We start from the raw sequence: 25,807 nt of genomic DNA, 5'->3' as shown, positions 1-25,807 counted from the left end.
AAGGCCCCCACCCGGTGGAGGGTGGGGGCCTTCGTCAACTGCCTGCTGTACTCCGCCCGGTGGCGGGGCCGGCTGAGCACCACGGAGGTCGTGGTCCGGCGGCGCTGCCGGGCGGAGGGCCTCCGACTCGTACCCGACCTGTGTCGGGTCTGGTCGCTCCTTCGTCCGCGGGCGGCTGCCCGCGGGCGGGCTACTTGCTGGCGGCGAGTTCCTTCTCCGGCGCGGCCGCGGCGGCCGGCTTCGGGGCGGGAGCGGTCGCCTCCTGGAAGGCGTCGAACGGCTTCTCCATCTCGGAGAGGCCGACCGTCTCGCGCTTGAGGAACATCGCCAGGGTCCAGTCGGTGAAGACCCGGATCTTGCGGTTCATGGTCGGGACCATCGCGCCGTGGTAGCCGCGGTGGAACCACCAGGCCAGGCGGCCCTTCAGCTTGACCTTGCCGAACAGGATCGCCACGCCCTTGTGCAGGCCGAGGCCGGCCACCGCGCCGAGGTTCTTGTGCTTGTACTCGGCCTGCGGGAAGCCGCGCATGCCCGCGATGACGTTGTCACCGAGGACGGCGGCCTGCCGGACGGCGTGCTGCGCGTTCGGCGGGCACCAGGCGCCCTCGCCGGCGGCCAGGTCGGGGACCTGGGCGTTGTCGCCGGCCGACCACACGTAGTCGAAGCCCTGGACCTGGAGGGTCGCCGCGGTGTCCACGTGGCCGCGCGGGCCGAGCGGGAGGCCGAAGCGGTTGACGACCGGGTTGGGCTTGACGCCGGCGGTCCACACGATGGTGGAGGCGTCGAACTCCATGCCGTTCTTCAGCACCACGTGCTGGTCGACGCAGGAGTCCATCGAGGTCTCGATGTAGACCTCGATGTCGCGCTCCTCCAGCCGGCCCTTGGTCCACAGGCCGAGGTCGGGGCCCATCTCGGGGAGGATGCGGTTGGCCGCCTCCACCACGACGAAGCGCATGTCGTCCCGGCTGACGGTCTTGTAGATCTTGGCGGCGTCGCGCGCCATGTCCTCGATCTCGGCGACGGTCTCGATGCCGGCGAAGCCACCGCCGATGACCACGAAGGTCAGGGCCTTGCGCCGGACGTCCTCGTCCGTGGTGGACTCGGCCTTGTCGAGCTGCGCCATGACGTGGTTGCGGAGGCTGATCGCCTCCTCGACCGTCTTCATGCCGATGCCGTGCTCCGCCAGACCCGGGATCGGGAAGGTGCGGGACACCGAGCCGGTCGCGACGACCAGGTACTCGAAGGGCAGTTCGTAGGAGTCGCCGGCCGCGGGCTGGATGGTGGCGACCTTGCGGGCGTGGTCCACCTCGGTCACGTGACCGGTGAGCACCTCCGCCTTCTTCAGGGCGCTGCGCAGCGGTGCGACGAGGTTGCGGGGGGCGACGTTGCCGCCGGCCGCCTCGGGAAGGAAGGGCAGGTACGTCATGTACGACCGCGGGTCGACGACCGTGACGGTCGCTTCGCCGTAACGCATCTTCTTGAGGATGCGCATCGCGGCATACAGGCCGACGTAACCACCGCCGACAATGAGGATGCGAGGACGCTCCGTGGTGCTCATATCCGAAAGTATCCACCCCCGCCTGACGGACCATTCGTGAGGCCCGTCACAAGCTTCTGGACACCTGGTGCTACACTGCGCGCCCGCACTTCCGCCCCGGTGGGCTCTCCCCGCCCCCGGCGGCCGCCCGGCGCGAGCGGCCGGCCACCCGGTGCCGCGCTGAGCAGCAACGATCCTTGTGCCGCACGGGTTCCCGAGTGGGGTTTCGATTTCTCCGAGATGAACACCGGGTTGCCTGCGATCCCATGAGCAACCCGCTGGCGGCACCTTCGGTCCCACATTTCGGACGGACTGGACACCCGGGTGGCGCGAAAGGCTGGATTGCCATGTGAAGAAATTCACGAAGCTTCTTCGGCCGACACGCCGGAAGGCCCCCGGACGGCCTCCGGACGGCCCGCGCGGAGCCGTCCGCGGGGTCGTCCGGGGCCGCCGGGGGCCTTCCGGGGAGCCGTCCGGGGGACGCCCGTTCAGGCGATCGACCAGGCGATCCCGTCCAGGATGTCGTGCTCGGAGACCAGCAGCTCGGCGGCCCCGGTGCGCTCCATGATCTCCAGCAGCACCAGCGCGCCCGCCGCGATCACGTCCACCCGGCCGGGGTGCATGACGGGCACCGCGGCCCGCTCGGCGTGCGAGGAGCGCAGCAGCCACTCGGCGGTCTCCCGCACCCGCGCGACGTCCAGCACCGCGTGGTGGATCCGCTCGGAGTCGTAGCCGGGCAGTTCCAGGGCGATCCCGGCGACGGTGGTGACGGTGCCGGCCAGGCCGACCAGGGTGGCGCCGGAGTCCAGCGGGACGGCCTCGGCGACGGTGTCCAGCGCGGCCCGGATGTCGGACCGGGCGGCCTCGATCCGCGCCTCGGCGGGGTGCCCGCCGGCGAAGTGGCGCTCGGTCATCCGGACGCAGCCGATGTCCATCGAGTACGCGGCCCGGACGTCCCGCTCGCCGAGCACGAACTCGGTGGAGCCGCCGCCCAGGTCGAACACCAGGTACGGCGGCCGGTGCGGGCCGCCGAGCAGTTCCCGGGTGGCGCCGGTGAAGGAGAGCCGGGCCTCCTCGTCGCCGCTGACCACGCTCGGGGTGACGCCCAGGATCTCCTTGACCCCGGCGGCGAACTCGGCGGCGTTCTCGGCGTCCCGGGAGGCCGAGGTGGCGACCATCCGGATCCGGTCCGGGGCGACGCCGTGCTCGGCGATCACCTCGGCGTACTCGCGGCAGGCCGCGAAGGTGCGGGCCAGCGCCTCGGGGTGCAGCCGGCCGGTCCGGTCGACGTCCTGGCCGAGCCGGACGATCAGCATCCGCCGGTCCAGGTCGGTGATCTCCCCGGTCTCCGGGTCGAGGTCGGCGATCAGCAGGCGGATCGAGTTGGTGCCGCAGTCGATGGCGGCGACCCGGGTGGCGGTCACGACTCCTCCGCCTCCGCCTCGGCGGCGGCCTTGCGGGCGGCCCGCTCGGCGCTCAGCGCCTCCTTGGCGGCGATCGTGTCGGCGTGGTCCCGGCCCGCGTTCTTCGCCCGGTTGCGCAGCACCCGCTCGCCGGCCGCCTCGACCTCGGCGGGGCTGACGCACGGGCCCTTGGCCCACCACTGCTCCAGCATCCCGATCGCCTCGTCGCCGAGCGGGTTGACGCCCTCCCCGGCGGCCAGCGAGTGGCCGACCAGCACGTGCAGGCACTTCACCCGGTCGGGCATCCCGCCGGCGCTGGGGAAGCCCTCCAGCACCTCGATCGCGTCCCGGCGGGCGATGTAGTCCTCGTGCGCCCCCCGGTACGCGGCGGCGAGCTCCGGGTCCTCGGCGAGCCGGGCGGTCTGCTCCTTCATCACGCCGTCCGCCTCCAGGGTGCCGATCAGCGAGGCGGCCCGCGGGCAGGTCAGGTAGTAGAGCGTCGGGAACGGCGTGCCGTCGGGCAGCCGGGGCGCGGTCTCCACCACGTCCGGGTTGCCGCACGGGCAGCGGTGGGCGACGCCGCGCAGCCCGCGCGGCACCCGGCCGAGCTGGGCGGCGATGGCGGCGACGTCGTGGTCGGACACCTCGGGGGCGTCGGGCGCGGGAGGGTTCTGGTTGCTCATCAGGAGTCTGTTCGTCAGGGGGCGGGGGTCGGGGTGTCCGTGGAGGTGCGGGGAGGCGCGGGCGGGGTCAGGGCACCGGCTGCGGCGCGGGCAGCGCGGCGTCGGCGGCGTCCACCGAGTCCCAGAGCGCGGCGTACCAGGGCTTGACGGCCTTCGGGCGGGCCGCGGCGTCCGCCGGGGCGGACTTCGCGCCGGGCGGGGGCGGTGGGGCGACCGAGACGAACGCGGTCTCGCCGGGCAGCGCGTAGTGCAGCCGTTCCCTGGCCTGCGCCTTGACGTACTCCGGGTCCTGCCAGCGGGCCTTCTCCCGGCGCAGCTCGTCGACCTGCTGGCGGGCGTGCTCGGCCTTGGCCCGCTGGTCGGCGATCTCGCCGCGCTGGGCGATGTACTGCCGCGCCGGGTAGGCGAGTATCGCCACCAGGGAGCACAGCACGAGCACCAGCACGGTGGCCCGGCTGGTGAAGCGCGGTCGCGCCGCCAACCCGGGAATCCTCCACTTGGCCATGTCTGCTCGCCCCTCCTGCGCATGCCGGTGCCCCGGTCCCCACCCTACGCGGTGGGGACCGGGGCACCGGTCACAACAGGCTCGGTACCGGTCTCAGCCCTTGAAGCGGGGGAAGGAGGAGCGGCCCGCGTACTCGGCGGCGTCGTCGAGGATCTCCTCGATGCGCAGCAGCTGGTTGTACTTGGCGACGCGCTCGGAGCGGGCCGGGGCGCCGGTCTTGATCTGGCCGCAGTTGGTGGCGACGGCGAGGTCGGCGATGGTGACGTCCTCGGTCTCGCCGGAGCGGTGCGACATCATGCAGCGGTAGCCGTTGCGCTGGGCCAGCTCGACGGCGTCCAGGGTCTCGGTGAGCGAGCCGATCTGGTTGACCTTGACCAGCAGCGCGTTGGCGGTGCCGGTCTCGATGCCCTTGCGCAGGCGCTCCGGGTTGGTGACGAACAGGTCGTCGCCGACCAGCTGGACCTTGTCGCCGATCGCGTCGGTGATGGCCTTCCAGCCGTCCCAGTCGGACTCGTCCAGCGGGTCCTCGATGGAGACCAGCGGGTAGTCGGCGACCAGCTCGGCGTAGTACGCGATCAGGTCGGCCGAGGAGAGCGCCTTGCCCTCGAACTGGTAGGCGCCGTCCTTGAAGAACTCGGACGCGGCGACGTCCAGGGCGAGCGCGACGTCCTTGCCCGGGGTGTAGCCGGCCTTCTTGATGGCCTCGGTGATGAGGTCCAGGGCCTCCCGGTTGGAGTCCAGGTTCGGGGCGAAGCCGCCCTCGTCGCCCAGGCCGGTGGAGAGGCCGCGCTCCTTCAGCACGCCCTTGAGCGTGTGGTAGACCTCGACGCCCCAGCGGACGGCCTCGGAGAAGGACTCCGCGCCGATCGGGGCGATCATGAACTCCTGGATGTCGACGTTGGAGTCCGCGTGCGAGCCGCCGTTGAGGATGTTCATCATCGGGACGGGCAGCACGTGGGCGTTCGGGCCGCCCAGGTAGCGGAACAGCGGCAGGTCGCTGGCCTCGGAGGCGGCGTGCGCCACGGCGAGCGAGACGCCGAGGATGGCGTTGGCGCCGAGCGAGGACTTGTCCGGGGTGGCGTCCAGGTCGAGCATGGCCTGGTCGATGAGGCGCTGCTCGGTGGCGTCGTAGCCGACCAGCTCGGGGCCGATCTGCTCGATCACGGCGAGGACGGCCTTCTCGACGCCCTTGCCGAAGTAGCGGTTCTTGTCACCGTCGCGGAGCTCCAGGGCCTCGAAGGCGCCGGTGGAGGCACCCGACGGGACGGCCGCGCGACCGGTGCTGCCGTCGTCGAGACCGACCTCGACCTCGACCGTGGGGTTGCCGCGGGAGTCGAGGATCTCACGGGCTACGACGACATCAATGGACGGCACGAGGCATCTCCTAGCGGAAGCGGATGTGTGGTCGTTACGACCAGAGCCTAGCCGTACACCGCCGCTGGGCCACTCTCGGCCGGGCCCCGTCTCACGGTGTGGCCGGACTACCCCCCGGTAGTTCACCTGTTTGACGGCCGCCGCACCGCTCCCGGCGGCGCGAACCGCGCCGCGCGTGCCGGGGGCGGACGGGGTGTCAGGGGACGCGGCCCTCGTCAGGGCGGCGGCGGGGCCTCGTCAGGCCGCCGGCCGTGCGCGTCCCGGATGCCGGGATCCGGCGCCCCGCGGGGTCAGAGCGCGAGCACCTGGCCGGGGACGATCAGGTCCGGGTCGGCGCCGATCAGCTGGTGGTTGTCCCGGTAGATCCGCTCCCAGCCGCCGGCCACCTGCCGGGCGACGGCGATGCCGGAGAGCGTGTCGCCCTCCCGGACGGTGTAGCCGCCGGCGGTGGCGTCCTGCGGGGCGGCCTGCGGGGCGGCGGCGGGCTGGGAGTCGGTGGAGCGCGGCTGCTCGGCGGGCCGGGTGGGCGTGGCGGTGGGCTTGCCGCCGGGCTTGGCCGGCTTCGTCGGCGGCTGGCCCTTCGGCGGCTGCGGTGCGGGGGTGCGCTCGCCGGAGCGCGAGGCGGCGTCGTCGGAGACGTCGGCGGGCGCGCCGCCCTTGGCGAGTCCGGCCCGCTTGGAGCAGACCGGCCAGGCGCCGGGGCCCTGGCCGGCGAGCACCCGCTCGGCCACCGCGATCTGCTGGGCGCGGCTGGCCTGGTCGGCGCGGGCCGCGTACTGGGCGCCGCCGTAGGCGCGCCAGGTGGAGGAGGTGAACTGCAGGCCGCCGTAGAAACCGTTCCCGGTGTTGGTGTTCCAGTTGCCGCCGCTCTCGCACTGGGCGACGCGGTCCCAGGTGTCGACGGGTGCGGCTGCCGCTCCGGTGGCGGCGAGCAGGGGCAGGGCCAGGCCGACCGAGGCCACGCCGGCGGCGGCGATGACCTTCTCGGCCTTGGTACTACGGCGGTGACGGGCAGCGTTGGAGAACAGCACGGGACTTCCTCTCCGCACGCCTGCGAGGTGAGCTGTCGGGTTCGGACCGGGAGGCTGGCCCGGCCGCCGGACGGTTCGGACGCGGTTGCGCCCGCTCCTCGGCGGCTTCACCCCAAGCCGTTGGGACGACGGCGTTCACACTGGTTCCCCCGCTCCTGTCCGGTACCTGGTCGATGGCCCGAGGACGCGGCGGACAGGACTCGGCGTACCGCGGTCGGGGCCCGGCAGCTGCGGGCATGTCGGAGAGTAGGCAAAGCTGACGAGCAATCACAAGCTCATATCACCATGATCACGCCGAAATTACGGATCTTCGATTCGGGTATACGAACGATCCGCTTATGTCCTGATTTCTCCCGAGCAGGCGTGCGACGCGCGCCCCCGCCCCGGCGCGTCGTCGACCCGGTCGTACGGCGTGTCGGGTGGGTTGAAACGGCGTCAGCGGGGCGTGAAGGAGATCGGGAGGTCGCGCAGACCGCGCATGATCAGCCCGCCCCGCCAGCGCAGTCCGGCCGGATCGGCCGCCAGCCGAACGTCCGGAAGCCTGGTCAGTAGGCTGCCGATCGCGTACTGCCCCTCAAGCCGGGCCAGCGGGGCGCCGATGCAGTAGTGGATGCCGTGACCGAAACCGAGGTGCGGGTTGTCGGCGCGGGCCAGGTCGAGGGTGTTCTCGGCGGCGAACCGGGCCGGGTCGCGGTCGGCCGCGGCGAGCACCACCAGCACCGGGTCGCCGACCGGGATGTCCACCCCGCCGATGGTCAGCGGGGCGGTGGCGAAGCGCCAGGTCGCCAGCTCCACCGGGCCGTCGTAGCGCAGCAGTTCCTCGACGCCGGTGGCCAGCAGGCCGGACTCGCCGCGGGCCAGCGACCCCTGGAGCAGCGCGCGCTGGTCCGGGTTCCGCAGCAGCGCGTACATGCCGTTGCCGATGAGGTTGATGGTGGTCTCGAACCCGGCGAAAAGCAAGATGAAGGCCATCGCCGCGGCCTCGTTCTCGGTGAGGTGCTCACCGTGGTCGCCGGCCCGGATCAGGCCGGAGATCAGGTCGTCGCCGAGGTCGGCCCGCTTGCGGTGGATCAGGTCGGCCAGGTAGCCGCGGATCTGCTTGACGGCGCGGCCCACCCCTCCCCGCTTCCCGCCCGTGTGACGGATCATCATCCCGGCCCAGTCGCGCAGGTCGTCCTGGTCCTCGGGCGGGACGCCGAGCAGGTCGCAGATCGCGTAGATGGGCAGCGGGAAGGCGAACTCGTGGATCAGGTCGGCCTCGCCGCGGCCGGCGAAGGAGTCGATCAGCCGGTCGGTGATCTCCCGCACCCGCGGTTCGAACTCGGCCACCCGGCGCGGGGTGAACGCCTTGGAGACCAGCCGGCGCAGCCGGGTGTGGTCGGGCGGGTCGATGTTCAGCAGGTGGGTCATCAGGTCGGCCTGCCGCTCGCCCGGGATGCCGACCCGTCCGCTGCGGTGGGCCTGCTCGCTGTGGTGCGCCGGGTTCTTCGACAGCCGGGCGTCCGCCAGCGCCTGCCGGGCGTCCGCGTAGCGGGTGACCAGCCAGGCGTCGACCCCGCTCGGCAGGGTGGTGCGGTGCACCGGGGCGTGCTCGCGCAGCCAGGCGTACGCCGGGTAGGGGTCGGCCGCGAACTCCCAGGTGAAGAGTTGCGGATGGGCGGCGCGGGGCTGATCGGGCATGTCTTGACCGTATCGGGAAGCGCCGTCGCGTGAGTCTGGTCACCTGGTGGGTATTCCCTGTTGCGGAGCGTCGGGGCGTGCCTACGATCCTCCGATAACCACAGTGGGCGGCGTGCGGGCCGGCCACGGGTTCGCTCTGAGAGGGGAGCAGACCATGCGGGTAACCGGTGCGGTGGTGGTCGTCGCGGTGCTCGACGGGGGTTCGGGGGCCGACCTGGCCCGCCGGTTCTCCGCGGCGGGCGCGGCCGGCCTGCTCATCGCCGACCTGCGCCCCGGCGTCGCCGAGGACCTGGCCGCCGAACTCGACCGCCCCGGCTGCCCGGCGGTCGGCGTCTCCGGCGACATCCACCACCCCGCGGACATCGCCGCCCTGGTCGACACCGCCGTCAAGCACCTCGGCCCGATCGACCTGTTCGCGGTGGCCGGCCCGGAGGGCGAGCGGATCGTCCAGCTCGCCGACCTGCCCGGCCACCTGAACCCGCTCGCCGAACTGCTCGCCCTGGTCGGCGAGGCGATCGGCGAGGTGGTCGGCGAAATCGTCCCGGCCCAGCGCCGCCCGGTCGCGGACGTCCCGCTGGCCGGCTAGCCGGCCGCGGCGTACACGCCGTTGCCGATCGGGTTGACGGTCGTCTCGGACCCGGTGAAAAGCAGGATGCAGGCGATCGCCGCCGGTCAGTCCCGCAGCCCCTCCGCCGCCCGGACCGCCGCGCGGTAGCGGCGGGCCGCCGCCCGCAGGGCCGCGTCCACGTCCACCCCCCGGTCGTGGGCGCGCTGCGCGACGGCCAGCAGCAGCTCGCCGGCCGACTCGGCGGTGAGTTCGCCGGGGAGCGCGTACGGCGCGTCCGGCACGCCGGTGAAGTCCGCCCGGCGCACCCGGGAGACCAGCTTGGCCGCGTACGCCAGCGCGGGCAGGCCGGCCGGCACGCCGTCGAGGACGGACTCGCGCTGCTTCTCGGCCGCCTTCAGCTGCTCCCAGTTGGCCTCGGTCTCGGCGGAGCCGGTCACGCTCACGTCGCCGAAGACGTGCGGGTGGCGGTAGATCAGCTTGTCGACGATGTCCCCCGCGACGTCGTCGACCGAGAACGGGTCCTCGGCGTGCTCCTCGGCGATCCGGGCGTGGAAGAAGACCTGCAGCAGCACGTCGCCGAGTTCCTCGCGCAGGGTCTCCCGGTCGCCCTCCTCGATCGCCTCGACCAGCTCGAAGGTCTCCTCGACCAGGTACTTCACCAGGCTCCGGTGGGTCTGTTCGGCGTCCCACGGGCAGCCGCCGGGCGAGCGCAGCCGGTCCATCACCGAGGCCAGGTCGAGCAGCCGGGCGCCGGGCAGGTCGTACGAGCCGGGCAGCAGTTCGATCTCCGGGTGCTCGCCGGCCTCCTCGACCGCGATCCGGGCCAGCGCGTCGGTCAGCCCGGGGTCGCCGTCCGGGCTCTCCAGCCAGACGGCCGGGGCGGCGGCGAGCAGCAGGCGGGCCAGCGCGGGCGCGGAGGGGCGCTCCAGCACCTCCGGTTCGACCCCGGCCGCGCGCAGGGCGGCCAGCTGCGGGTGGTCCGCGTCGCCGGCCAGCACCCGGGGCGCGGAGCGGAGCGCCTCCCAGGCGGGCCAGGAGAGCAGGCCGGGGGCGACGCGGTGGGTGGTGGTCAGCAGGATCAGCTTCGGAGTCTCCACGGGGTCGAACCTACCGGCCCGGAACGCGCCGCAGGACCGCGGCGCCGTGGGGCGCAGCGGTCCTGCGGGGTCCTGCGGGGTTGTGCGCGGCGGGGCGGCCGGGCTCAGTGCCGGCGACGGCTCCGGGTGGCCAGGACCATCAGGCCGGCCAGCACGCAGCCGAGCGCGGCCAGGCCGATCAGCGGGAGGGCGCCGGTGCTGCCGGTGTCGGGCAGGTGGCCGCTCTCGGAGGGGCTGGGCACCGGCTGCGGGGTGGTGCTGCCGGTCGGCGCGGGCGACGGGGACGGCGACGGGCTGGCGCTCCCGGTCGGCGACGGCGAGGGCGACGGCGACGGGGAGGGGCTGGGGACGGTCACGGTGACCGTCGCGCCGCAGGCGGTGTCGGTGCTGCCCTGGGCGCAGTTGTTGCGGTAGGTCGAGGAGGTGACGGTGTTGTCGAGGGTGGTGTCGGCGGTCAGCCCGGGCTTGACGGTCACCGTGTAGGTGATGGTCGCGCGGCCGCCGACCGGCAGGTCGCCGGTCCAGTGCAGGGTGGTGCCGGTGACGGTCGCGGTGCCGAGGTCGGCGGCGGCGTCGTTGTTGTACGTGGCGTCGGCCAGCACGTCGGCGAGGCTGTCGTCGAGGGTGACGCCGGTCGCGGCGACCCGTCCGGTGTTGGTGACGGTGACCTGGTAGGCGACGGTGTCGCCGGGGGCGGCGCTGGTCGGGGTGGCGGTCTTCGCGATCCGGTACTGCGGCAGGTCGACGACCGTGTTGCGGACGGTGTTGCTGGTGCGGCTCTGGTCGCGCTGGGTCTGGCTGCCCTTGAAGGCGAGGGTCGCGGTGTCGTCCAGCTTGGTGCCGCCGGTGGCGGACTGGTCGACCGTCACGTCGAAGGAGACGTTCGCGGTGGCGCCGGGGGCGAGGTCGGGCACGGTGCAGGTGACGGTCTGGCCGCTGGCCGAGCAGTTCGGGTTGGAGCCGGCCTGGTAGGTGGTGCCGGCGGGCAGCTGGTCGGTGACGGTGACGCCGGTGGCGGTGTCGAGGTTGGTGGTGGTGCCGTCGGCGTGCTGGTTGGCGACCGTGAAGGAGTAGGTGATGGTGTCGCCGGGTTCGACGTTGCCGGGCGGGTTGTCGTCGGTGCTGCCGGCCGGGCTGTTGGCCTTGGTGATCTGCAGGTCGGGTTCGAGCGCGTCGACGGCCAGCCAGGCGACCTGCGGGTGCAGGGCGTCGCCGGAGCCGTTGATCTGCAGGACGGCCTGCTCGGCGCCGGCCGGGATCTTGCCGGTGACGTCGATCATCCGGGCGTCGTAGCCGTAGTTGTTGACCGGGTTCGGGTCGCGGGTGGTGATGTTGGTGCCGGAGCCGTCGGCGGCGACCCGGTCGATCCGGCTGGCGAAGGCGTTGTCGGTGGAGACGCCGGTCGGACCGGGCATCGGCAGCAGGGTGAGGTCGGCGGTGCTGGAGCCGACGGACAGCTGGTCGCCGGCGATCTGCACGTCGCCGTCGCCGACCACCACGCCCAGGGTCCCGGGCGGCGCGGTGGTGGCGGGGGTGCGGATGCCGCCGAGGGTGAGGGTGGCCAGGTTGTCGGGGTCGCGCAGCAGCTGGAAGCCGTCCCAGACGTTCAGGTAGCGCAGCGGGTCGGCCGCGTTCTCGTACGCGACGACCAGCGACCAGCCGCCCCAGCAGCCGACGTTGTTGCCGCCGAAGTTCTGCGCGGAGGAACGGCCTTCGCACGCCTGGATGTCGGCGACGGTGTAGCTGCCGGGGCCGGCCGCCTGGACCTCGGCGGTGACGTCCTTGACGCCCGCGCCGGCCAGCAGCGGTTCGGGCGGGTTGCCGCCGGCCTGCTGGTCGAACCAGTCGTAGGTGTCGGCGGTCAGCTGCTGGTACGAGGAGCTGCCGGGGACCTTCCAGGACACCCGGTTGCCCAGGTTGATGTCACCGGAGTGGCCGCCCATGGTGCTGGTGTTGGTCGGGTTGAACTGCCAGTACAGCCGAGCCGAGAGCACCTTGGCCCCGGCCGGGACGACCAGGTCGGCGGCGGAGGCGTTGTCGCCCGGCGCGTTCGGGTCGGACTTCACGTACATGACCCGGTTGTTGTTGCTGCCCTCGGTGTCGTTGCAGGGCGAGCCGTCACTGGGGTCGCAGGTCAGCACCGAGTTGGCGGCCATCGTCAGGTCGCCGTGCGCCAGCAGGCTCACCGCCGGGTCCGGCCCGATCGGCCGCTGGGTGCCCGCCCCGCGCAGCGCGGCCGGCACCGCCGGGACGGCGGGGGCCGCCGCGAGCGGGACCAGCAGCCCGGCGACGGGCAGCGCCGCGCACAGGGCGCGCAGCATTCTCGGCAGGGGTGAACGGCGCTGAACCACGAGTGACCTCGCAACCGGTACGACGAACTGGGCAGGGAACCCCAGCGTCACCGGCTCCGGGTCGGGATCCGGGCGGACACGCAGAAACGATCACTCGTCCGGCGCAGGAACCTGCCGGGGCACGCCCGCGGTGCCTGCGGCCGGTCGGGGTTGGCGTCAGAGCGTCCGGACGGTCTTCGGCAGCCAGTCCTCGGTGCTGTCGGTGAGGCCGATCCGGGCGGTGTCCCAGCTGCCGTAGCGCGGGTTGACCTCGACGTGCAGCGCGGTGCCCGCGTCCACCAGCGCCTTGCGGATCGCGGCGTCGCCCGCGTCGCCGTTCGGGTCCTGGCCGCCGGCCAGCTTCACCAGGCCGATCTGCTGGCGGTAGAAGCCGTCCACGTCGCCGGCCGGGACGCCCTGCTTGGCGCGCAGCAGTTCGGTGAGCTTGGCCTCGCCGCCGAGGGTCTTCGCGTCGGCGGTCCGGGCGCGGTCCACCTCGGCCTGGCTGACGCCGAGTTGACGGTCCGCCAGGGCCTGGGCGATCAGCTTGCCGAGGATCAGGTCGGAGACCGCGTGCCGGGCCAGGCCGGGCTGCTCCTCGGTCGCGGCGCCGCTCGCCGCCGCGCCGTCCCGCACCGCCGCGACCCGGGCCTCGACCTGGGCGATGCTGATCCGGTCCGTGCCGACCACGGCGGCCGCCCCCTGCCGCGCCGGCGCGGTGCCGCAGGCGGAGAGCGCGGCGGCGGCGACCGCGACGCCGAGGACGGCGAGCGGTCGGCGGACGGAGCTGGTGCGGATCACTGGGGCCTCCTGGGGGGATGGAGCGCGGTCCGGTGGTGCTCGGCGCGAGTGGCTGGGACGAACACTATTGACCGCCGCCCCCGGGTGCCAGACCCCGCGCGCGCCGCGCCCCCGCGCGTCGGATCCGGCCGTCGCGGGAACGGGGTGTTGCCGCGGTGTGGCGGCGCGTGGCGCCGGGCGTCCCCCGGTGAACATCCGCCACCGGTGCTTGATCGGCCGCGCGCGGGGGTGACAGCGTCCTCGTCCGTCGTCCGGTCCGGTCGCCCGTAGGAGGTTGTCGTGTGCGTGTTCTGCCCGTCCGATTCGGATGGCGGCCCTTCGCGGCGGAGCGTGGCCGCCGCGCTGCTCGGCGGCGCCGCGCTGGCGCTGGTGCCCGGGGTGGCCGCGGCGGGCGAGGCGGGCGGGCGGCCGGTGTCGGCGGGGCGGCCGCGCGGGGTGGCGGACCGGGTCTGGCACAACGGGAACGTGGTCACGCTGGACGGGCGGGACCGGGTGGTGTCGGCGGTCGCGGTGAAGGACGGGCGGATCCTGGCGGTGGGCGGCGACCGGGAGGTGCTGCGGTACGCCGACCGCGGCACCGAGCTGGTCGACCTGCGCGGCCGGACGGTGCTGCCCGGCTTCTTCGACGCGCACAGCCACCTGCCCGCGCCGGGCCTGATCGACCTGTACTGGGCGGACCTGTCGAGCCCGCCGGTCGGCGGGGTGACCGACCTGGCCTCGCTGGCCGCCGCGCTGCGGGCCAAGGCGGCCGGGACGGCGCCGGGCGGCTGGGTGTTCGGCTGGGGCTACGACCAGACGCTGCTGCGCGAGCGGCGCCACCCGACCGCCGCGGACCTGGACCGGGCCGACGCCGACCGGCCGATCTGGGCGCAGCACACCAACGGCCACATGGGCGTGGCGAATTCGGCCGCGCTGGCCCGGGCCGGGATCACCCGGGACACCCCCGACCCGGCCGGCGGGGTGATCGTCCGGGACGCCGCCGGGAACCCCACCGGGCTGCTCCAGGAGACCGCGCAGGGCCTGCTGACCCGGGTCCAACCGGCCTGGAGTGCCCAGCAGTTGAGCGCCGGCGCGGCCCGCACCAGCGAGCTGTACGCGGCCGGCGGCGTCACCAGCACGGTGGTGGCGGGCGGGGACGCGGCGACCTACGGGGCGCTGCGGGCCTGGCAGCGGGCCGGGCTGGTGCGCCAGCGCGCCCTGCTGATGCTGGGCGGCGACCCGCTGGCCCCGGGCGGGCTGCCGCTCGCGGAGGGCGAGGGCGACGAGTGGGTGAAGGTGTCGGGCTACGGCGAGGTGGTCTACGACGGGTCGATCCAGGGCTGGACCGGCTACCTGCGCGAGCCGTACCACACCGTCCCGGAGGGCCTGCCGACCGACTACCGGGGCTACACCAACTACGGCCGGGACGTGCTGCTGCGCCGGGTCGCGGCGGTCTACGCCGAGGGCCGCACCGCGCGCCTGCACGCCAACGGGGACGCCGCGATCGACGACCTGCTCGACGCGTACGAGGCGGCGATCGCCGCGCACGGGCCGCGCGACCACCGGCTGCGGGTGGAGCACGCGCAGACCGCGACCGAGGACCAGCTGCGGCGGATGCGCCGCCTCGGCGTGACCGCGTCCTTCTTCGTCTCGCACACCTACTACTGGGGCGACCAGCACCGGGACATCTTCCTCGGGCCCGAGCGCGCCCGCCGGATCAGCCCGCTGCGCTCGGCGCACCGGCGGGGCGTGCGCTACAGCCTGCACCTGGACACCCCGGTGGTGCCGCAGCGGCCGCTGGACGCGGTCTGGTCGGCGGTCAACCGGCTGACCCGCAGCGGGCAGGTGCTCGGCCCGGAGCAGCGGGCCACCCGGCTGGAGGCGCTGCGCGGGGTGACCTCGGAGGCGGCCTGGCAGCACTTCGAGGAGGACGTCAAGGGCACCCTGGAGCCCGGCAAGTACGCCGACCTGGTGGTGCTCGGCGCGGACCCGCTGCGGGTGCCCGCCGAGGAGATCAAGGACGTCCCGGTGCTGGAGACCGTGGTGGGCGGCGCGAGCTGGACGCCGGGCGGCTGAGCCGGGCCGTCAGGTGGCGTACGGGTTGGTGGTGGTGCGGTGCCGGCCGAGCTGTTCGAGGTGGGTGCGCAGGCGGCGGACGTCGGGGTGGTGCGGGCCCTGGCGGCGCTCGGTCTCCAGCAGGAGTTCGAGCAGGTGCTGCCAGCCGGTCTCGGTGTGGCCGAGGGCCGCGAGCAGCAGGCCGGCCCGTTCGCGGGCCTCGGTGCGGTGCGGGGAGTCGGCCGGGAGGGCGGCGAGGAGGGCCTGGTACTCGGCGAGCGCCTCGGCGGGCCGGCCGAGGTGTTCCAGGCAGCGGGCGGTGTGCCGGCGGTGGTCGGGCAGCGCCGGGTCGCGGGGGTCGGCGGTGGCGGTGAGCCGCCGCAGTTCGGGCAGCGCCTCGGCCCAGCGCCGCCCGGCCAGCAGGGTGCGGGCCCGGATCGCCCGGACGGTGCGGACCAGCGGCGCGTCCTCGCCCTGTTCGGCGGCGGCCCGGGGCAGCAGCCGGGCGGACAGGTCGAGCACCTCGGTGTGCCGCCCGGCGTCGACCAGGTCGGAGAGCCGGGCGCAGGCCGCCCCGAGGGTCTCCGTCCCGGGCGCGGCGGCGGGCGAGGCGAGCGGCGGGGCGGCGGGCGGGGCGAGCGGCGGGGGTGCCGCCGGGAGCGGCGGGGCGGGCGGCGGCGGGGGTGCGGCGAGCACCGGGGCGGGCTGCGGGTGGTGCGGGTAGCGGTAGGGGTCGCCGGGGTCGGGGACGGCGGGCAGCCGGGTGCGGACCCGGTCGGTGGGGGCGGGCAGCATCGGCAGCAGCACGGCGTGCACCTCGGCGGCGTCGGCGGGCCGCTCCTCGGGGCGCTTGGCGAGCAGCCGCAGGACGAGCGCCTCCAGCGCGGCGGGCACCTCGGCGCGCAGCCGGCGCAGCGGGACGGGCGGGTCGTCGACCTGGCGGCGCAGCACGGCGAGCGCGGTGGGGGCGGGGAACGGCGGGGCGCCGGCCAGCATCTCGTGCAGCATGCAGCCGAGCGCGTACAGGTCGCTGCGGCGGTCGGCGAGGGCGGCCATCGCCTGCTCGGGGGCCATGTAGGCGGGGCTGCCGATCGGGCTGCCGGTGAGGGTGAGCCGGGTGGCGCCGGGGTCGAGCGCGGTGGCGATGCCGAGGTCGAGCAGGACCGCCCGGCCGTCCGGCCGGATCATCACGTTGCTGGGCTTGAGGTCGCGGTGGACGACCCGCGCGCCGTGCACGGCGGCGAGCGCGGCGCACAGCTGCCCGGCGACGGCGACGGCCTGCCCGACCGGGAGCGGGCCCTCCTCGGCGACCAGGTCGGCCAGGCTGAGCCCGGGGACGCGCTGCATCACCAGGTACAGCTCCTCGCCGTCGGTGCCCGCGTCGTAGACGGTGACCAGGCCGGGGTGGTCGAGCCCGGCGCCGATCCGGCACTCGCGCAGGAAGCGCTGCCGCAGCAGGTCGGCCTGGCTGTCGCCGCGCCCGGCGGGCTGCGGCAGGGTGTCGGTGCGCAGCAGTTTGACGGCGACCGCGCGCTCCAGCCGCTGGTCGCGGGCGGACCAGACCTGGCCCATCCCGCCCTGCCCGATCTTCTCGTCGAGCAGGTAGCGCCCGCCGACGACCCGGCTCACGGCTGCCCGTCCCCGGCCTGCCGGCGCAGCAGTTCGCCGAGCTCGCGCAGCTCGGCGGCCCCGGTCGGCGCGGCGGGCGCGGGCTGGGCGGGCGCGGGCTGGACGGCGGCCGCGGGCTGGGCGGGGAAGGCCGGCGCGGGGAGGGTCGGCGCGGCGGGCGGGTAGCCGGGGTACGAGTGCGGGTGCGGGTGCGGGTACGGCGACAGGTGGGCGGCAGCCTTCGCGGCGGCCCTCGCGGCGGGCCACTGGTCGCGCCGGTTCATCAGCAGGAAGTGCACGGGCGTGCCGAGGAGGAGCGGCAGCACCAGCAGCCCGGTGGTCAGGTTGCCGATCGGCTCGCCCTTGGGCGTGAACGCGGCGGCGACGAACATCCCGACCTGCATCAGGCCGATCACCGCGGCGCCCGCCAGGTCGGCCGGGCGCCGCCGGTCGACGGCCAGCACGGCCGACGGGACCATGCCGAGCAGGCCGAGGCTCAGCACCGGGACGAGGGCGAGCAGCACCGTCAGCCCCTTCCGGTACGGAACGACGCGGGCGGGCATGCGGGCTCCTCGGCGACGGCGGGACGTGCTGCGCACACGCTACCGCCACGAACCGACCGACCGGGAGTCCGTTTCCGACCCGTCACCCGCCCCGTCTCCCGGCCCGTCACCCGGCCCGCGCGACCGGCCGGCCGGGTGTCCGACGGCCGGTCAGGCGGGTTCGCCCGCGCCGGAGGCGAGGGTGTCGGTGAGTGCCCTGGTCAGGGTCCGGGCCTCGGCGGCGGCGGCGGCGAGCGCCTCCTCGTAGGCGGCGATCCGGCGGAACGCGGCGCCGAGGGCGCGCTGCCGCTCGATCGGGACGCGCGGCAGCTCGACCCGGCGGATGTCCAGCCGGCTGGTGGTGGAGGCGTAGCTGCTGGCGCGCCGTCCGGCGCCGGTGGCGCGCAGTTGGCCGGCCAGGAAGTCGGGGTCGAGCAGGTCGGGGTCGGGGCGCAGCAGGTGCAGCCGGGGGCCGAGCGCGGCGCCGAGGTAGGGGCTGCCGGGGTGCACGGCCCGGGCGCCCTCGCCGCCCAGCACGGGGACCAGGACGTCGCCCTGACGGACGGTCGGCTCGTCGTCGTCGGTGGCGGCGCTCGGCGGGGCGCCGGTCTGCAGGTCCTGGTCGGTGAGCAGCGGGGTGCGGCCGCCGGGGCGGGCCGGGGCGCCCTGGCCGGAGGAGTGCACCCGGAGGGCGCCGGAGCGGGCGAGTTCGCCGATGCTGACCTGCGGCGGGGCGGGCCGGTCGGGGGCGGCGGGGGCGGCGGCGGGCAGCGCGGTGTCGAGGTCGGCGAGCCGGGCGAGTTCGGCGGCGAGCCGGGCGCGCAGGCCGGTGAGCAGGTCGGGGGCGGCTCCGGCGGGGGCGGCGGGCAGGTGGCGGGCGGGGGTGAGGTCGGTCTCGTCGTCGAGCAGGTCGAGCGCGGGCACGGCCCGGGACCGGCCGGGCCGGTCGGCGGGCAGCGGGCCGCCGGTGCGGGCGGCGGCGTCGAACGCGCGCCAGGCGGTCAGCACGGTGTCGTGCAGGGCGGCCCGGTCGGCGCCGTCCTCGGTGGCGTCCAGCAGCAGCACGTGCCGGAACTCGTCGCCGGGTTCGGGCCCGCGCAGCACCCACACGTGCAGCGGGACGCCGTAGGGCGGGGCGGCGCCGGCCGGCAGCGCGGCGACGGCGCGCAGGGCGCCGGAGCGGACGAGTTCGGCGCGCACCCGGCGGCCGGCCCGGCGGGAGGCGACGGTCGGCGGGAGCAGCAGGACGGCGGTGCCGCCGGGGCGGGTGTGCGCCAGGCAGTGCAGCACCCAGGCGAGTTCGGACTCGCCGCGCGGCGGGACGAGCCGGCCGGGCCAGCGCGCGTCGTACTGCAACTGGTCGTGGCCCCAGTCGCGTTCGTTGTACGGCGGGCGGCAGAGCACGGCGTCGGCGGCGCGGCCGGGGAAGGCGTCGGCGCGCAGCGCGTCACCGGGGCGGACGTCCAGCGGGAGCGGGCCGGGGGCGTCGGCGGGGGCGGCCAGGGCGAGGCGGAGCAGGGCGACGCCGGCCAGCGCGGGGTCGCCCTCCTGGCCGAGGCGTTCGGTGCCGGGGGCGGCGAGCAGGACGCCGCCGGTGCCGCAGGCCGGGTCGAGCACGGCGGCGTCCGCCGGGGGTGCGGCGAGGGCGGCGAGCAGGGCGGCGGTGTCGGCCGGGATGGGCGGCTGGAGGCGGGGGTTGGCCTCGGCGTGCCGGGCGAGCAGGTGCCCGTAGGCGGCCTCGGGGCCGGTGTCGGCGGTGAGTTCGGCGAGCAGCCGGGCCAGGTCGAGGTGGGTGGCGCCGGCGATCAGCGGCAGGTCGAGGGTGGCGGGGGCGTCCGGGCCGAGGGCGGCGGTGGCGGTGCGGCGCAGGGCCCTGGGGAGGGCGGTGGCGAGCCGGGTGTCGGGCTCCCGGTCGAGGTCGGCGCGGGCGGCGGGGTCGCGGTGCAGCAGCAGCAGGACGGCGCCGGCGGTGACCAGCGGGGCGGCGGCCGGTCCGGCCGGGTCGCGGAGGGTCTCCAGTTGGCGCCAGATCCGTTCCAGCAGCGGGAGTTCGGCGAGTTTGCCCTGGTCGCGGAGCCACTGCTCGACCTGGTCGAGGCGGAAGGTCGGGCTGGTCTCGGTGCCGCCGGCCGGCTTCGGGAAGTCGGGGTGGCGGCGGCGCCAGTTGGAGACCGCGGCGCGGCCGACCCCGGCGAGCCGGGCGATCTCGGCGGCCGTCACCTCGGGGCGGTCCGGCATCGGCGGTCTCCTTCACTGCGGTGTGGCCCCACAGCATAGTCAGGATCGAACGGCCAAGGGTTCACACGTGAACAGAGACGTTTCGTGAATCGTGATTGACACTGTTCACAGCAGAGTGGTTCAGTAGAGCCATCGCCGGAACGACCACCGGCCCACCGCAGACCTCCTGGGGGGAACCCGCCATGTCCGTCCGCCTCCGCACCCGCCGCTCCGCCGCCGTCCTGCTCGGCGCGGCCCTGCTCGCCGCCGCCACCGCCTGCGGCCCGACCGACAACTCGGTCGCCACCTCCCCCAAGAGCACCGCCGCCGCCCCGGCCGCCGGTGGCGGTGGCGGCTCCGCCCCGGCCGCCGACGCCAAGGCCCCGGCGGTGGCGAAGACCGGGGACACCATCGCCCTGAAGGGCACCGAGAAGGGCAACACCGCGGACGTCACGGTGGTGAAGGTCGTCGACAACGCCAAGGGCGCGGACGAGTACACCCGGCCCGCCGCCGGGAAGCGCTACGTCACCGTCCAGTTCCGGATCAAGGCCACCGGCACCGCCGCCTACTCCGACTCCCCGCACAACAGCGCCAAGCTGGTCGACTCGCAGGGCCAGAACTTCGAGGCGACCATCGCCGAGACCGACGCCGGCCCGGAGTTCCCCGTCCCGCTGGCCATCGCCCCCGGGGACAGCGCGCTGGGCTGCGTCACCTTCGAGGTCCCGGCCGACGCCAAGCTCGACAAGGCGCAGTTCACCCTGGACAGCGGCTTCGCCCAGCAGGCCGGCCAGTGGAAGCTGTCCTGACCCGGCCGGGCGCGGGCACCGGAACGCGGACGGGGGCGCCGGGGGGCGCCTTCCGGCCGCCCTCCGGCGCCCCCGTCGACGGGTGCGCTCGGTCCGGGTCCCGCTACCGCCTGAGGTCCTCGAACATGGCACCCAGGAACTCGGCGCACCAGGACAGCAGTTCCCGGCCGACCAGCGGCTTGCCGCCGATCCGGCCGCCGCTGCCGGGGCGCGGCACCAGCAGTTGCCGGGCGGTGGCCTTGACCTGGGTGCGCGGGTAGAGCCGGTTCAGCCGCAGCTCCTGCGACTCCCGCAGTTCGACCGGCCCGAACCGGACGAAGGTGCCCTGCAGGGTGATGTCGCCGATCCCGCAGCGCCGGGCGAACAGCCGCAGCCCGGCCACCAGCAGCAGGTTCTCCACCGGCTCGGGCAGCTTGCCGTACCGGTCGGTCAGCTCCTCGCGGACCTGCGCGATGTCGGCCTCCGAGTTGACCGCCGCGATCGAGCGGTACGCCTGCAGCCGCAGCCGTTCCCCCGGCGCGTAGTCGTGCGGGACGTGCGCGTCGACCGGCAGCTCGATCTTCACCTCCAGCGGCTCCTCCTCCGGCTCCCCGCCGCCGCCCTCCAGCGACTCGCGGAACTCGGCGACCGCCTCGCCGACCATCCGCATGTAGAGGTCGAAGCCGACGCCCGCGATGTGCCCGGACTGCTCGCCGCCGAGCAGGTTGCCGGCGCCGCGGATCTCCAGGTCCTTCATCGCGACGTACATGCCCGCGCCCATCTCGGTGTGCTGGGCGATGGTGGCCAGGCGCTCGTGCGCGGTCTCGGTGAGCGGCTTCTCCGGCGGGTACAGCATGTACGCGTAGCCGCGCTCGCGGCCGCGGCCGACCCGGCCGCGCAGCTGGTGCAGCTGGGACAGGCCGAAGGTGTCGCCGCGCTCGACGATCAGGGTGTTGGCGTTGGAGATGTCGATGCCGGACTCCACGATGGTGGTGGAGACCAGCACGTCGAACTCCTTCTCCCAGAAGTCGACGACGACCTTCTCCAGCTGGGTCTCCCCCATCTGCCCGTGCGCGGTCGCCACCCGGGCCTCCGGCACCAGCTCCTTCAGCCGGGCGGCCGCCTTGTCGATCGACTCGACCCGGTTGTGGATGTAGAACACCTGGCCCTCGCGCAGGAGTTCGCGCCGGATCGCGGCCGAGATCTGCTTCTCGTCGTACGGGCCGACGAAGGTCAGCACCGGGTGCCGCTCCTCCGGCGGGGTGGTGATGGTGGACATCTCGCGGATGCCGGTGACCGCCATCTCCAGGGTGCGCGGGATCGGCGTCGCCGACATCGTCAGCACGTCCACGTTGGCCCGCAGCTTCTTCAGCTGCTCCTTGTGCTCGACGCCGAAGCGCTGCTCCTCGTCGACGATCACCAGGCCGAGGTCCTTGAACCTGGTCTCCGAGGAGAACAGCCGGTGGGTGCCGATCACCACGTCCACCGAGCCGTCGAACAGGCCCTCCAGCACCGCCTTCGCCTCGGTGTCGGTCTGGAACCGGGACAGCGCCCGCACGTTCACCGGGAAGTTCGCGTACCGCTCGGCGAAGGTCGAGAAGTGCTGCTGCACCAGCAGCGTGGTCGGCACCAGCACCGCCACCTGCTTGCCGTCCTGGACGGCTTTGAAGGCCGCTCTCACTGCGATTTCAGTCTTGCCGTAGCCGACGTCGCCGCAGATCAGCCGGTCCATCGGGACGGACTTCTCCATGTCGGCCTTGACCTCGCCGATGGTGGTCAGCTGGTCGGGCGTCTCCGCGTACGGGAAGGCGTCCTCCAGCTCGCGCTGCCACGGCGTGTCCGGGCCGAAGGCGTGGCCGGGGGCCGCCATCCGGGCCGAGTACAGCTTGATCAGGTCGGCGGCGATCTCCTTGACCGCCTTCTTGGCCCGCTGCTTGGTCTTCGCCCAGTCCGCGCCGCCGAGCCGGTGCAGCGTCGGCGCCTCGCCGCCCACGTACTTGGTGACCTGGTCGAGCTGGTCGGTCGGCACGAACAGCCGGTCGCCGGGGTGGCCGCGCTTGGCGGGCGCGTACTCCAGCACCAGGTACTCGCGGGTGGCGCCCTGCACGGTGCGCTGCACCATCTCGACGTACCGGCCGACGCCGTGCTGCTCGTGCACCACGTAGTCGCCGGCCGCCAGCGCCAGCGGGTCGATCGCGTTGCGGCGGCGGGACGGCATCCGGCGCATGTCCTTGGTGGAGGACTTCTGGCCGGACAGGTCGGTCTCGGTGACGACGGTGAGCTTCAGCTCCTCGTCGACGAAGCCGTGCTCGATCGAGCCGCACGACACGTAGACGACGTCCCGGGTCGGGGCCTCGGCGAGGTCGGCGACCAGCCGGGCCGCGATGCCCTCGTTGCCGAGCACCTCGGCCAGCCGGGAGGCCGGGCCGTGGCCCTCGGTGACCATCACCACCCGCCAGTCGGCGGCCAGCCGGTCCTTGGCGTCGGCGATCGCCCGCGCCGTGTCGCCCCGGTACGCCTCGACGGCGTGCATGCCGAGGGTCAGGGTGTCGGCGTCGCGTTCGAGGACGCCGCTGACGGCGGAGTCGCTGGTGGCGAACGGGCTGACCGACCACCACGGCAGGCCGATGCCCGCCGCGTGCTCGCGGACGTCCGCCAGCGACCACAGCGAGGCGGCCGAGACGTCGATCGCCTCCAGGTCGATCGGGCGGTCGGCGCCCGCCGCCGCGGCCACCCAGGACGCGGCCAGGAACTCCTGGCTGGTGGCGACCAGGTCGGCGGCCCGGGTGCGGACCCGCTCCGGGTCGCACACCACGGCGACCGAGCCGGCCGGGAGGACGTCCAGCAGCAGCTCCATGTCGTCCACCAGCACCGGGGCCAGCGACTCCATCCCCTCGACCGCGATGCCCTGCGCGATCTTGTCCAGGATCTCGCCCAGCTCCGGGTGCTCGGCGGCCAGTTCGGCGGCCCGCGCGCGCACCTGGTCGGTCAGCAGCAGCTCCCGGCAGGGCGGCGCCCACAGGCCGTGCTCGGCGATCTCCAGCGAGCGCTGGTCGGCGACCTTGAAGTAGCGGATCTCCTCGACGTCGTCGCCCCAGAACTCCACCCGCAGCGGGTGCTCCTCGGTCGGCGGGAAGACGTCCAGGATGCCGCCGCGCACCGCGAACTCGCCGCGCTTCTCGACCAGTTCGACCCGGGCGTAGGCGGCGGCCGCCAGCCGGCGGGCCACCTCCCCCAGGTCGTACCGCTCGCCGGTGCGCAGCGCCACCGGCTCCAGCTCGGCCAGGCCCTTCACCTGCGGCTGCAGCACGCTGCGCACCGGGGCGACCACCACCTGCACCGGCCCGGCGGCCGGGTCGTCGGCGCGCGGGTGGACGATCCGGCGCAGCACCGCCAGCCGGCGGCCGACGGTGTCCGAGCGCGGGGAGAGCCGCTCGTGCGGCAGCGTCTCCCAGGCCGGGAACTCGGCGACCGCGTCGGCGGGCAGCAGCGAGCGCAGCGAGGCGGCCAGGTCCTCGGCCTCCCGCCCGGTGGCGGTCACGGCCAGTACCGGCCGGCCCCGCTCACCGCCGCGGCCGGCCAGCGAGCGGGCCAGCGCCGCGATCGCGAACGGCCGGGCGGCGGGCGGGCCGACAAGGTCGAGGTGCTGCCTGTGCCCCGTGGCCGCCGCCTCGATCGCCTCGGCGAGGGCGGCGTCCCGTACGACGACATCGAGCAGTCCGGACAGGCTCATACGTCAGTTTCTCCACGACGGGGAGTGGCCCGGCACAGCGACGGCCGGGCAGCGCGAGAGGCCCGGAACGCGGTGCGCCCGGGGGGTGTCCAGCCTACGCCGAGCCGCCGCCCGGTACGCGGTGCGGCGTCCCCGGCTGCCCTTCCGGGCGGATTCGTCCTGACTCACCGGTATCCGAAGTGGCTTGTCCAGAGATCATGCGGTCGACACATTGCTGTCACTGTGCGTCCATGGTGGGCGCGCACCATGGATCTCAGCGCAGGCCGCATCCAACCGTGGGGGATGGCTGCGGAAGCGCGATCGCACCTTCGATGGGGGTCGGGAGTGCGAAGGCCGGGCGACCCTGGGTGGGGGCGCCCGTGCCACTCACGCCGAGGACCGCGGCACCTGCTCCCGGGCGGGTGCCGCGGGTCTCGGCGTCCTGCGTTTCCGGGCCCCTCCCGCCGCTCCCGCACCACTTCGGGCGAAGCCGCCCGCTCGGCGGGGCCGCTCCGTACCCTCGTGTGAAGAAGGTGTGGGGACGCCGGCCATTTCCAGGGGGTTTACTTCGCATGCGCGTTGTCATCGCAGGTCAGGGCTATGTCGGCCTCCCGCTCGCGGTTCGCGCCGCCGAGGTGGGCCACCGGGTCGTCGGGTACGACGTGGACGAGCGCCGGGTGAAGCGGCTCGCGGTCGGCGAGTCGTACGTCGAGGACATCCCCGCGGCGCGGCTGCGCCCGCTGCTCGACAGCGGGACGTACCTGCCCAGCGCCGAGCCCGCCGACGTCGCGGACTTCGACGTCGCAGTGATCACCGTCCCGACGCCGCTGCGGGACGGCGTGCCCGACCTCTCCTACATCGAGGCGTCCGCGCGGCTGCTGGCCCGGCACCTGAAGCGCGGCGCGACCGTCGTGCTGGAGTCCACCACCTACCCGGGCACCACCGAGGAACTGCTCGCCCCGCTGCTGGAGGAGGGCTCCGGGCTGCGGGCCGGCCAGGACTTCCACCTCGGCTACAGCCCCGAGCGGATCGACCCGGGCAACCCGGTGTGGAAGCTGGAGAACACCCCGAAGGTCGTCTCCGGCACCACCCCCGAGGGCCTGGCCGCCGTCGCCGACTTCTACGGGCAGCTGGTCGAGCGGACGGTGCCGGTCTCCTCCTGCAAGGAGGCGGAGCTCACCAAGCTGCTGGAGAACACCTTCCGGCACGTGAACATCGCGCTGGTCAACGAGCTGGCGATGTTCGCCCACGACCTCGGCATCGACGTCTGGGAGGCGATCGACGCCGCCTCCACCAAGCCGTTCGGCTTCCTCCGCTTCACCCCGGGGCCGGGCGTCGGCGGCCACTGCCTGCCGATCGACCCCTCCTACCTGTCCTGGCGGGTGGAGCGCGCCCTCGGGCAGTCCTTCCGGTTCGTCGAGCTCGCCAACGACGTCAACAGCCACATGCCCGACTACGTGGTGCGCCGCCTCACGGAGGCGCTCAACCAGCGCCGCCGCAGCGTCAACGGCTCCCGGGTGCTGATCCTCGGCCTCGCCTACAAGGCCAACACCGGCGACGCCCGGGAGACCCCGGCGGCCCGGGTCGTCGACCTGCTCACCCGGCAGGGCGCCGAGGTCCGCGCCGCCGACCCGCACGTCGTGGCCGGCGTGCACGTCGCCGAACCGCACGTCCCCGGCCAGCGCACCGCCGCCCACGAGGGCGGCCCGCTCGCCGCCGTCCGGCGCGTCGAGGCCACCCCCGAGGAGCTGGCGGCCGCCGACGCCGTCGTCCTGCTCGCCGACCACGACGAGTTCGACTACGAGGCGGTCACCACCCACGCCCGGTACGTCCTGGACTGCCGGCGGCGGCTGGCGGGGGCGGCGGTCGAGGTCCTGTAGGCGCCCCCGCCCGGCCCCCG

Annotated in this window: 18 protein-coding genes and 1 riboswitch; of the genes, 4 read left to right on the top strand and 14 right to left on the bottom strand. The window is 74.7% G+C overall.

Annotated features, from left to right (window positions below):
* Positions 1-190 precede the first annotated feature (190 nt).
* The 7 genes from KSE_RS23080 to KSE_RS23050 form a co-directional block, all read right to left on the bottom strand.
* Complete coding sequence (locus KSE_RS23080) at positions 191-1,558, bottom strand: NAD(P)/FAD-dependent oxidoreductase (protein WP_033258371.1); 1,368 nt, start codon at positions 1,556-1,558, stop codon at positions 191-193.
* Positions 1,559-2,025: 467 nt separating this feature from the next.
* Complete coding sequence (locus KSE_RS23075) at positions 2,026-2,961, bottom strand: Ppx/GppA phosphatase family protein (RefSeq protein ID WP_014137758.1); 936 nt, start codon at positions 2,959-2,961, stop codon at positions 2,026-2,028.
* On the bottom strand, positions 2,958-3,623 hold the full coding sequence (locus KSE_RS23070; RefSeq protein WP_014137757.1) for a DUF501 domain-containing protein: 666 nt from the start codon (positions 3,621-3,623) through the stop codon (positions 2,958-2,960). The genes KSE_RS23075 and KSE_RS23070 overlap by 4 nt, the downstream gene beginning before the upstream one ends.
* A gap of 67 nt (positions 3,624-3,690) precedes the next feature.
* Positions 3,691-4,104: an FtsB family cell division protein gene (locus KSE_RS23065; RefSeq protein ID WP_051055342.1), complete on the bottom strand. Its 414-nt coding sequence runs from the start codon at positions 4,102-4,104 to the stop codon at positions 3,691-3,693.
* Between the two features lie 117 nt (positions 4,105-4,221).
* Positions 4,222-5,502, bottom strand: a complete 1,281-nt coding sequence (eno, locus tag KSE_RS23060) for a phosphopyruvate hydratase (RefSeq protein WP_014137755.1) — start codon at positions 5,500-5,502, stop codon at positions 4,222-4,224.
* 290 nt (positions 5,503-5,792) lie between these two features.
* The gene (locus KSE_RS45900; protein ID WP_014137754.1) at positions 5,793-6,533 is read right to left on the bottom strand and encodes a LysM peptidoglycan-binding domain-containing protein; all 741 of its coding nucleotides are present in this window, start codon (positions 6,531-6,533) and stop codon (positions 5,793-5,795) included.
* A 3-nt stretch (positions 6,534-6,536) separates the two neighbouring features.
* Positions 6,537-6,734, bottom strand: a riboswitch (cyclic di-AMP (ydaO/yuaA leader).
* Positions 6,735-6,968: 234 nt separating this feature from the next.
* Positions 6,969-8,213 carry a cytochrome P450 family protein gene (locus tag KSE_RS23050; RefSeq protein WP_014137753.1) on the bottom strand — a complete coding sequence of 415 codons (1,245 nt, stop codon included), beginning with the start codon at positions 8,211-8,213 and terminating at the stop codon, positions 6,969-6,971.
* A 154-nt stretch (positions 8,214-8,367) separates the two neighbouring features.
* Between KSE_RS23050 and KSE_RS38745 the strand changes: the two genes are divergently transcribed.
* Positions 8,368-8,799 carry an SDR family NAD(P)-dependent oxidoreductase gene (locus KSE_RS38745; RefSeq protein ID WP_014137752.1) on the top strand — a complete coding sequence of 144 codons (432 nt, stop codon included), beginning with the start codon at positions 8,368-8,370 and terminating at the stop codon, positions 8,797-8,799.
* An 86-nt stretch (positions 8,800-8,885) separates the two neighbouring features.
* On the opposite strand, the gene KSE_RS23040 is transcribed toward KSE_RS38745, so the two are convergent.
* From KSE_RS23040 to KSE_RS23030, 3 genes are all read right to left on the bottom strand, one after another.
* Positions 8,886-9,878 (bottom strand): MazG family protein, encoded by a 993-nt coding sequence (locus KSE_RS23040; protein WP_014137751.1) that lies wholly within the window; start codon positions 9,876-9,878, stop codon positions 8,886-8,888.
* A gap of 104 nt (positions 9,879-9,982) precedes the next feature.
* Complete coding sequence (locus KSE_RS45895; protein WP_014137750.1) at positions 9,983-12,199, bottom strand: DUF7927 domain-containing protein; 2,217 nt, start codon at positions 12,197-12,199, stop codon at positions 9,983-9,985.
* A 186-nt stretch (positions 12,200-12,385) separates the two neighbouring features.
* Complete coding sequence (locus tag KSE_RS23030; protein WP_014137749.1) at positions 12,386-13,009, bottom strand: SurA N-terminal domain-containing protein; 624 nt, start codon at positions 13,007-13,009, stop codon at positions 12,386-12,388.
* 330 nt (positions 13,010-13,339) lie between these two features.
* Here KSE_RS23030 and KSE_RS23025 point away from each other — a divergent pair, with 330 nt between their 5' ends.
* Positions 13,340-15,064, top strand: coding sequence for an amidohydrolase (locus KSE_RS23025; RefSeq protein WP_014137748.1), 1,725 nt, complete (start codon positions 13,340-13,342; stop codon positions 15,062-15,064).
* 9 nt (positions 15,065-15,073) lie between these two features.
* Here KSE_RS23025 and KSE_RS23020 read toward each other — a convergent pair whose 3' ends face one another.
* The 3 genes from KSE_RS23020 to KSE_RS23010 all read right to left on the bottom strand — a co-directional run bounded on the left by KSE_RS23020 (position 15,074) and on the right by KSE_RS23010 (position 19,431).
* Complete coding sequence (locus KSE_RS23020; RefSeq protein ID WP_014137747.1) at positions 15,074-16,672, bottom strand: serine/threonine-protein kinase; 1,599 nt, start codon at positions 16,670-16,672, stop codon at positions 15,074-15,076.
* On the bottom strand, positions 16,669-17,214 hold the full coding sequence (locus tag KSE_RS23015; protein ID WP_033258370.1) for a hypothetical protein: 546 nt from the start codon (positions 17,212-17,214) through the stop codon (positions 16,669-16,671). The genes KSE_RS23020 and KSE_RS23015 overlap by 4 nt, the downstream gene beginning before the upstream one ends.
* Positions 17,215-17,364: 150 nt before the next feature.
* On the bottom strand, positions 17,365-19,431 hold the full coding sequence (locus tag KSE_RS23010; protein ID WP_014137745.1) for an N-6 DNA methylase: 2,067 nt from the start codon (positions 19,429-19,431) through the stop codon (positions 17,365-17,367).
* A gap of 182 nt (positions 19,432-19,613) precedes the next feature.
* Between KSE_RS23010 and KSE_RS23005 the strand changes: the two genes are divergently transcribed.
* Positions 19,614-20,216: a DUF4352 domain-containing protein gene (locus tag KSE_RS23005; RefSeq protein ID WP_014137744.1), complete on the top strand. Its 603-nt coding sequence runs from the start codon at positions 19,614-19,616 to the stop codon at positions 20,214-20,216.
* Between the two features lie 103 nt (positions 20,217-20,319).
* Here KSE_RS23005 and mfd read toward each other — a convergent pair whose 3' ends face one another.
* A complete protein-coding gene (gene mfd, locus KSE_RS23000) occupies positions 20,320-23,928 on the bottom strand; it encodes a transcription-repair coupling factor (RefSeq protein WP_014137743.1) in 3,609 nt (1,202 codons plus the stop codon).
* Positions 23,929-24,479: 551 nt separating this feature from the next.
* Here mfd and KSE_RS22995 point away from each other — a divergent pair.
* Positions 24,480-25,787, top strand: a complete 1,308-nt coding sequence (locus KSE_RS22995; RefSeq protein ID WP_014137742.1) for a nucleotide sugar dehydrogenase — start codon at positions 24,480-24,482, stop codon at positions 25,785-25,787.
* Positions 25,788-25,807 lie beyond the last annotated feature (20 nt).

Origin of the sequence: Kitasatospora setae KM-6054, assembly GCF_000269985.1 — a bacterium.
Taxonomy (GTDB): domain Bacteria; phylum Actinomycetota; class Actinomycetes; order Streptomycetales; family Streptomycetaceae; genus Kitasatospora; species Kitasatospora setae.
This window is presented reverse-complemented; position numbering and strand designations above follow the sequence as displayed.

Bases quoted from the DNA above. Each gene is read 5' to 3' on its own strand.
- KSE_RS23015 (WP_033258370.1), bottom strand. From the start codon at position 17,214: ATGCCCGCCCGCGTCGTTCCGTACCGGAAGGGGCTGACGGTGCTGCTC.
- KSE_RS22995 (WP_014137742.1), top strand. From the start codon at position 24,480: ATGCGCGTTGTCATCGCAGGTCAGGGCTATGTCGGCCTCCCGCTCGCG.
- KSE_RS23005 (WP_014137744.1), top strand. From the start codon at position 19,614: ATGTCCGTCCGCCTCCGCACCCGCCGCTCCGCCGCCGTCCTGCTCGGC.
- KSE_RS23080 (WP_033258371.1), bottom strand. From the start codon at position 1,558: ATGAGCACCACGGAGCGTCCTCGCATCCTCATTGTCGGCGGTGGTTAC.
- KSE_RS45895 (WP_014137750.1), bottom strand. From the start codon at position 12,199: ATGCTGCGCGCCCTGTGCGCGGCGCTGCCCGTCGCCGGGCTGCTGGTC.
- KSE_RS23010 (WP_014137745.1), bottom strand. From the start codon at position 19,431: ATGCCGGACCGCCCCGAGGTGACGGCCGCCGAGATCGCCCGGCTCGCC.
- KSE_RS23050 (WP_014137753.1), bottom strand. From the start codon at position 8,213: ATGCCCGATCAGCCCCGCGCCGCCCATCCGCAACTCTTCACCTGGGAG.
- mfd (WP_014137743.1), bottom strand. From the start codon at position 23,928: ATGAGCCTGTCCGGACTGCTCGATGTCGTCGTACGGGACGCCGCCCTC.
- KSE_RS38745 (WP_014137752.1), top strand. From the start codon at position 8,368: ATGCGGGTAACCGGTGCGGTGGTGGTCGTCGCGGTGCTCGACGGGGGT.
- KSE_RS23070 (WP_014137757.1), bottom strand. From the start codon at position 3,623: ATGAGCAACCAGAACCCTCCCGCGCCCGACGCCCCCGAGGTGTCCGAC.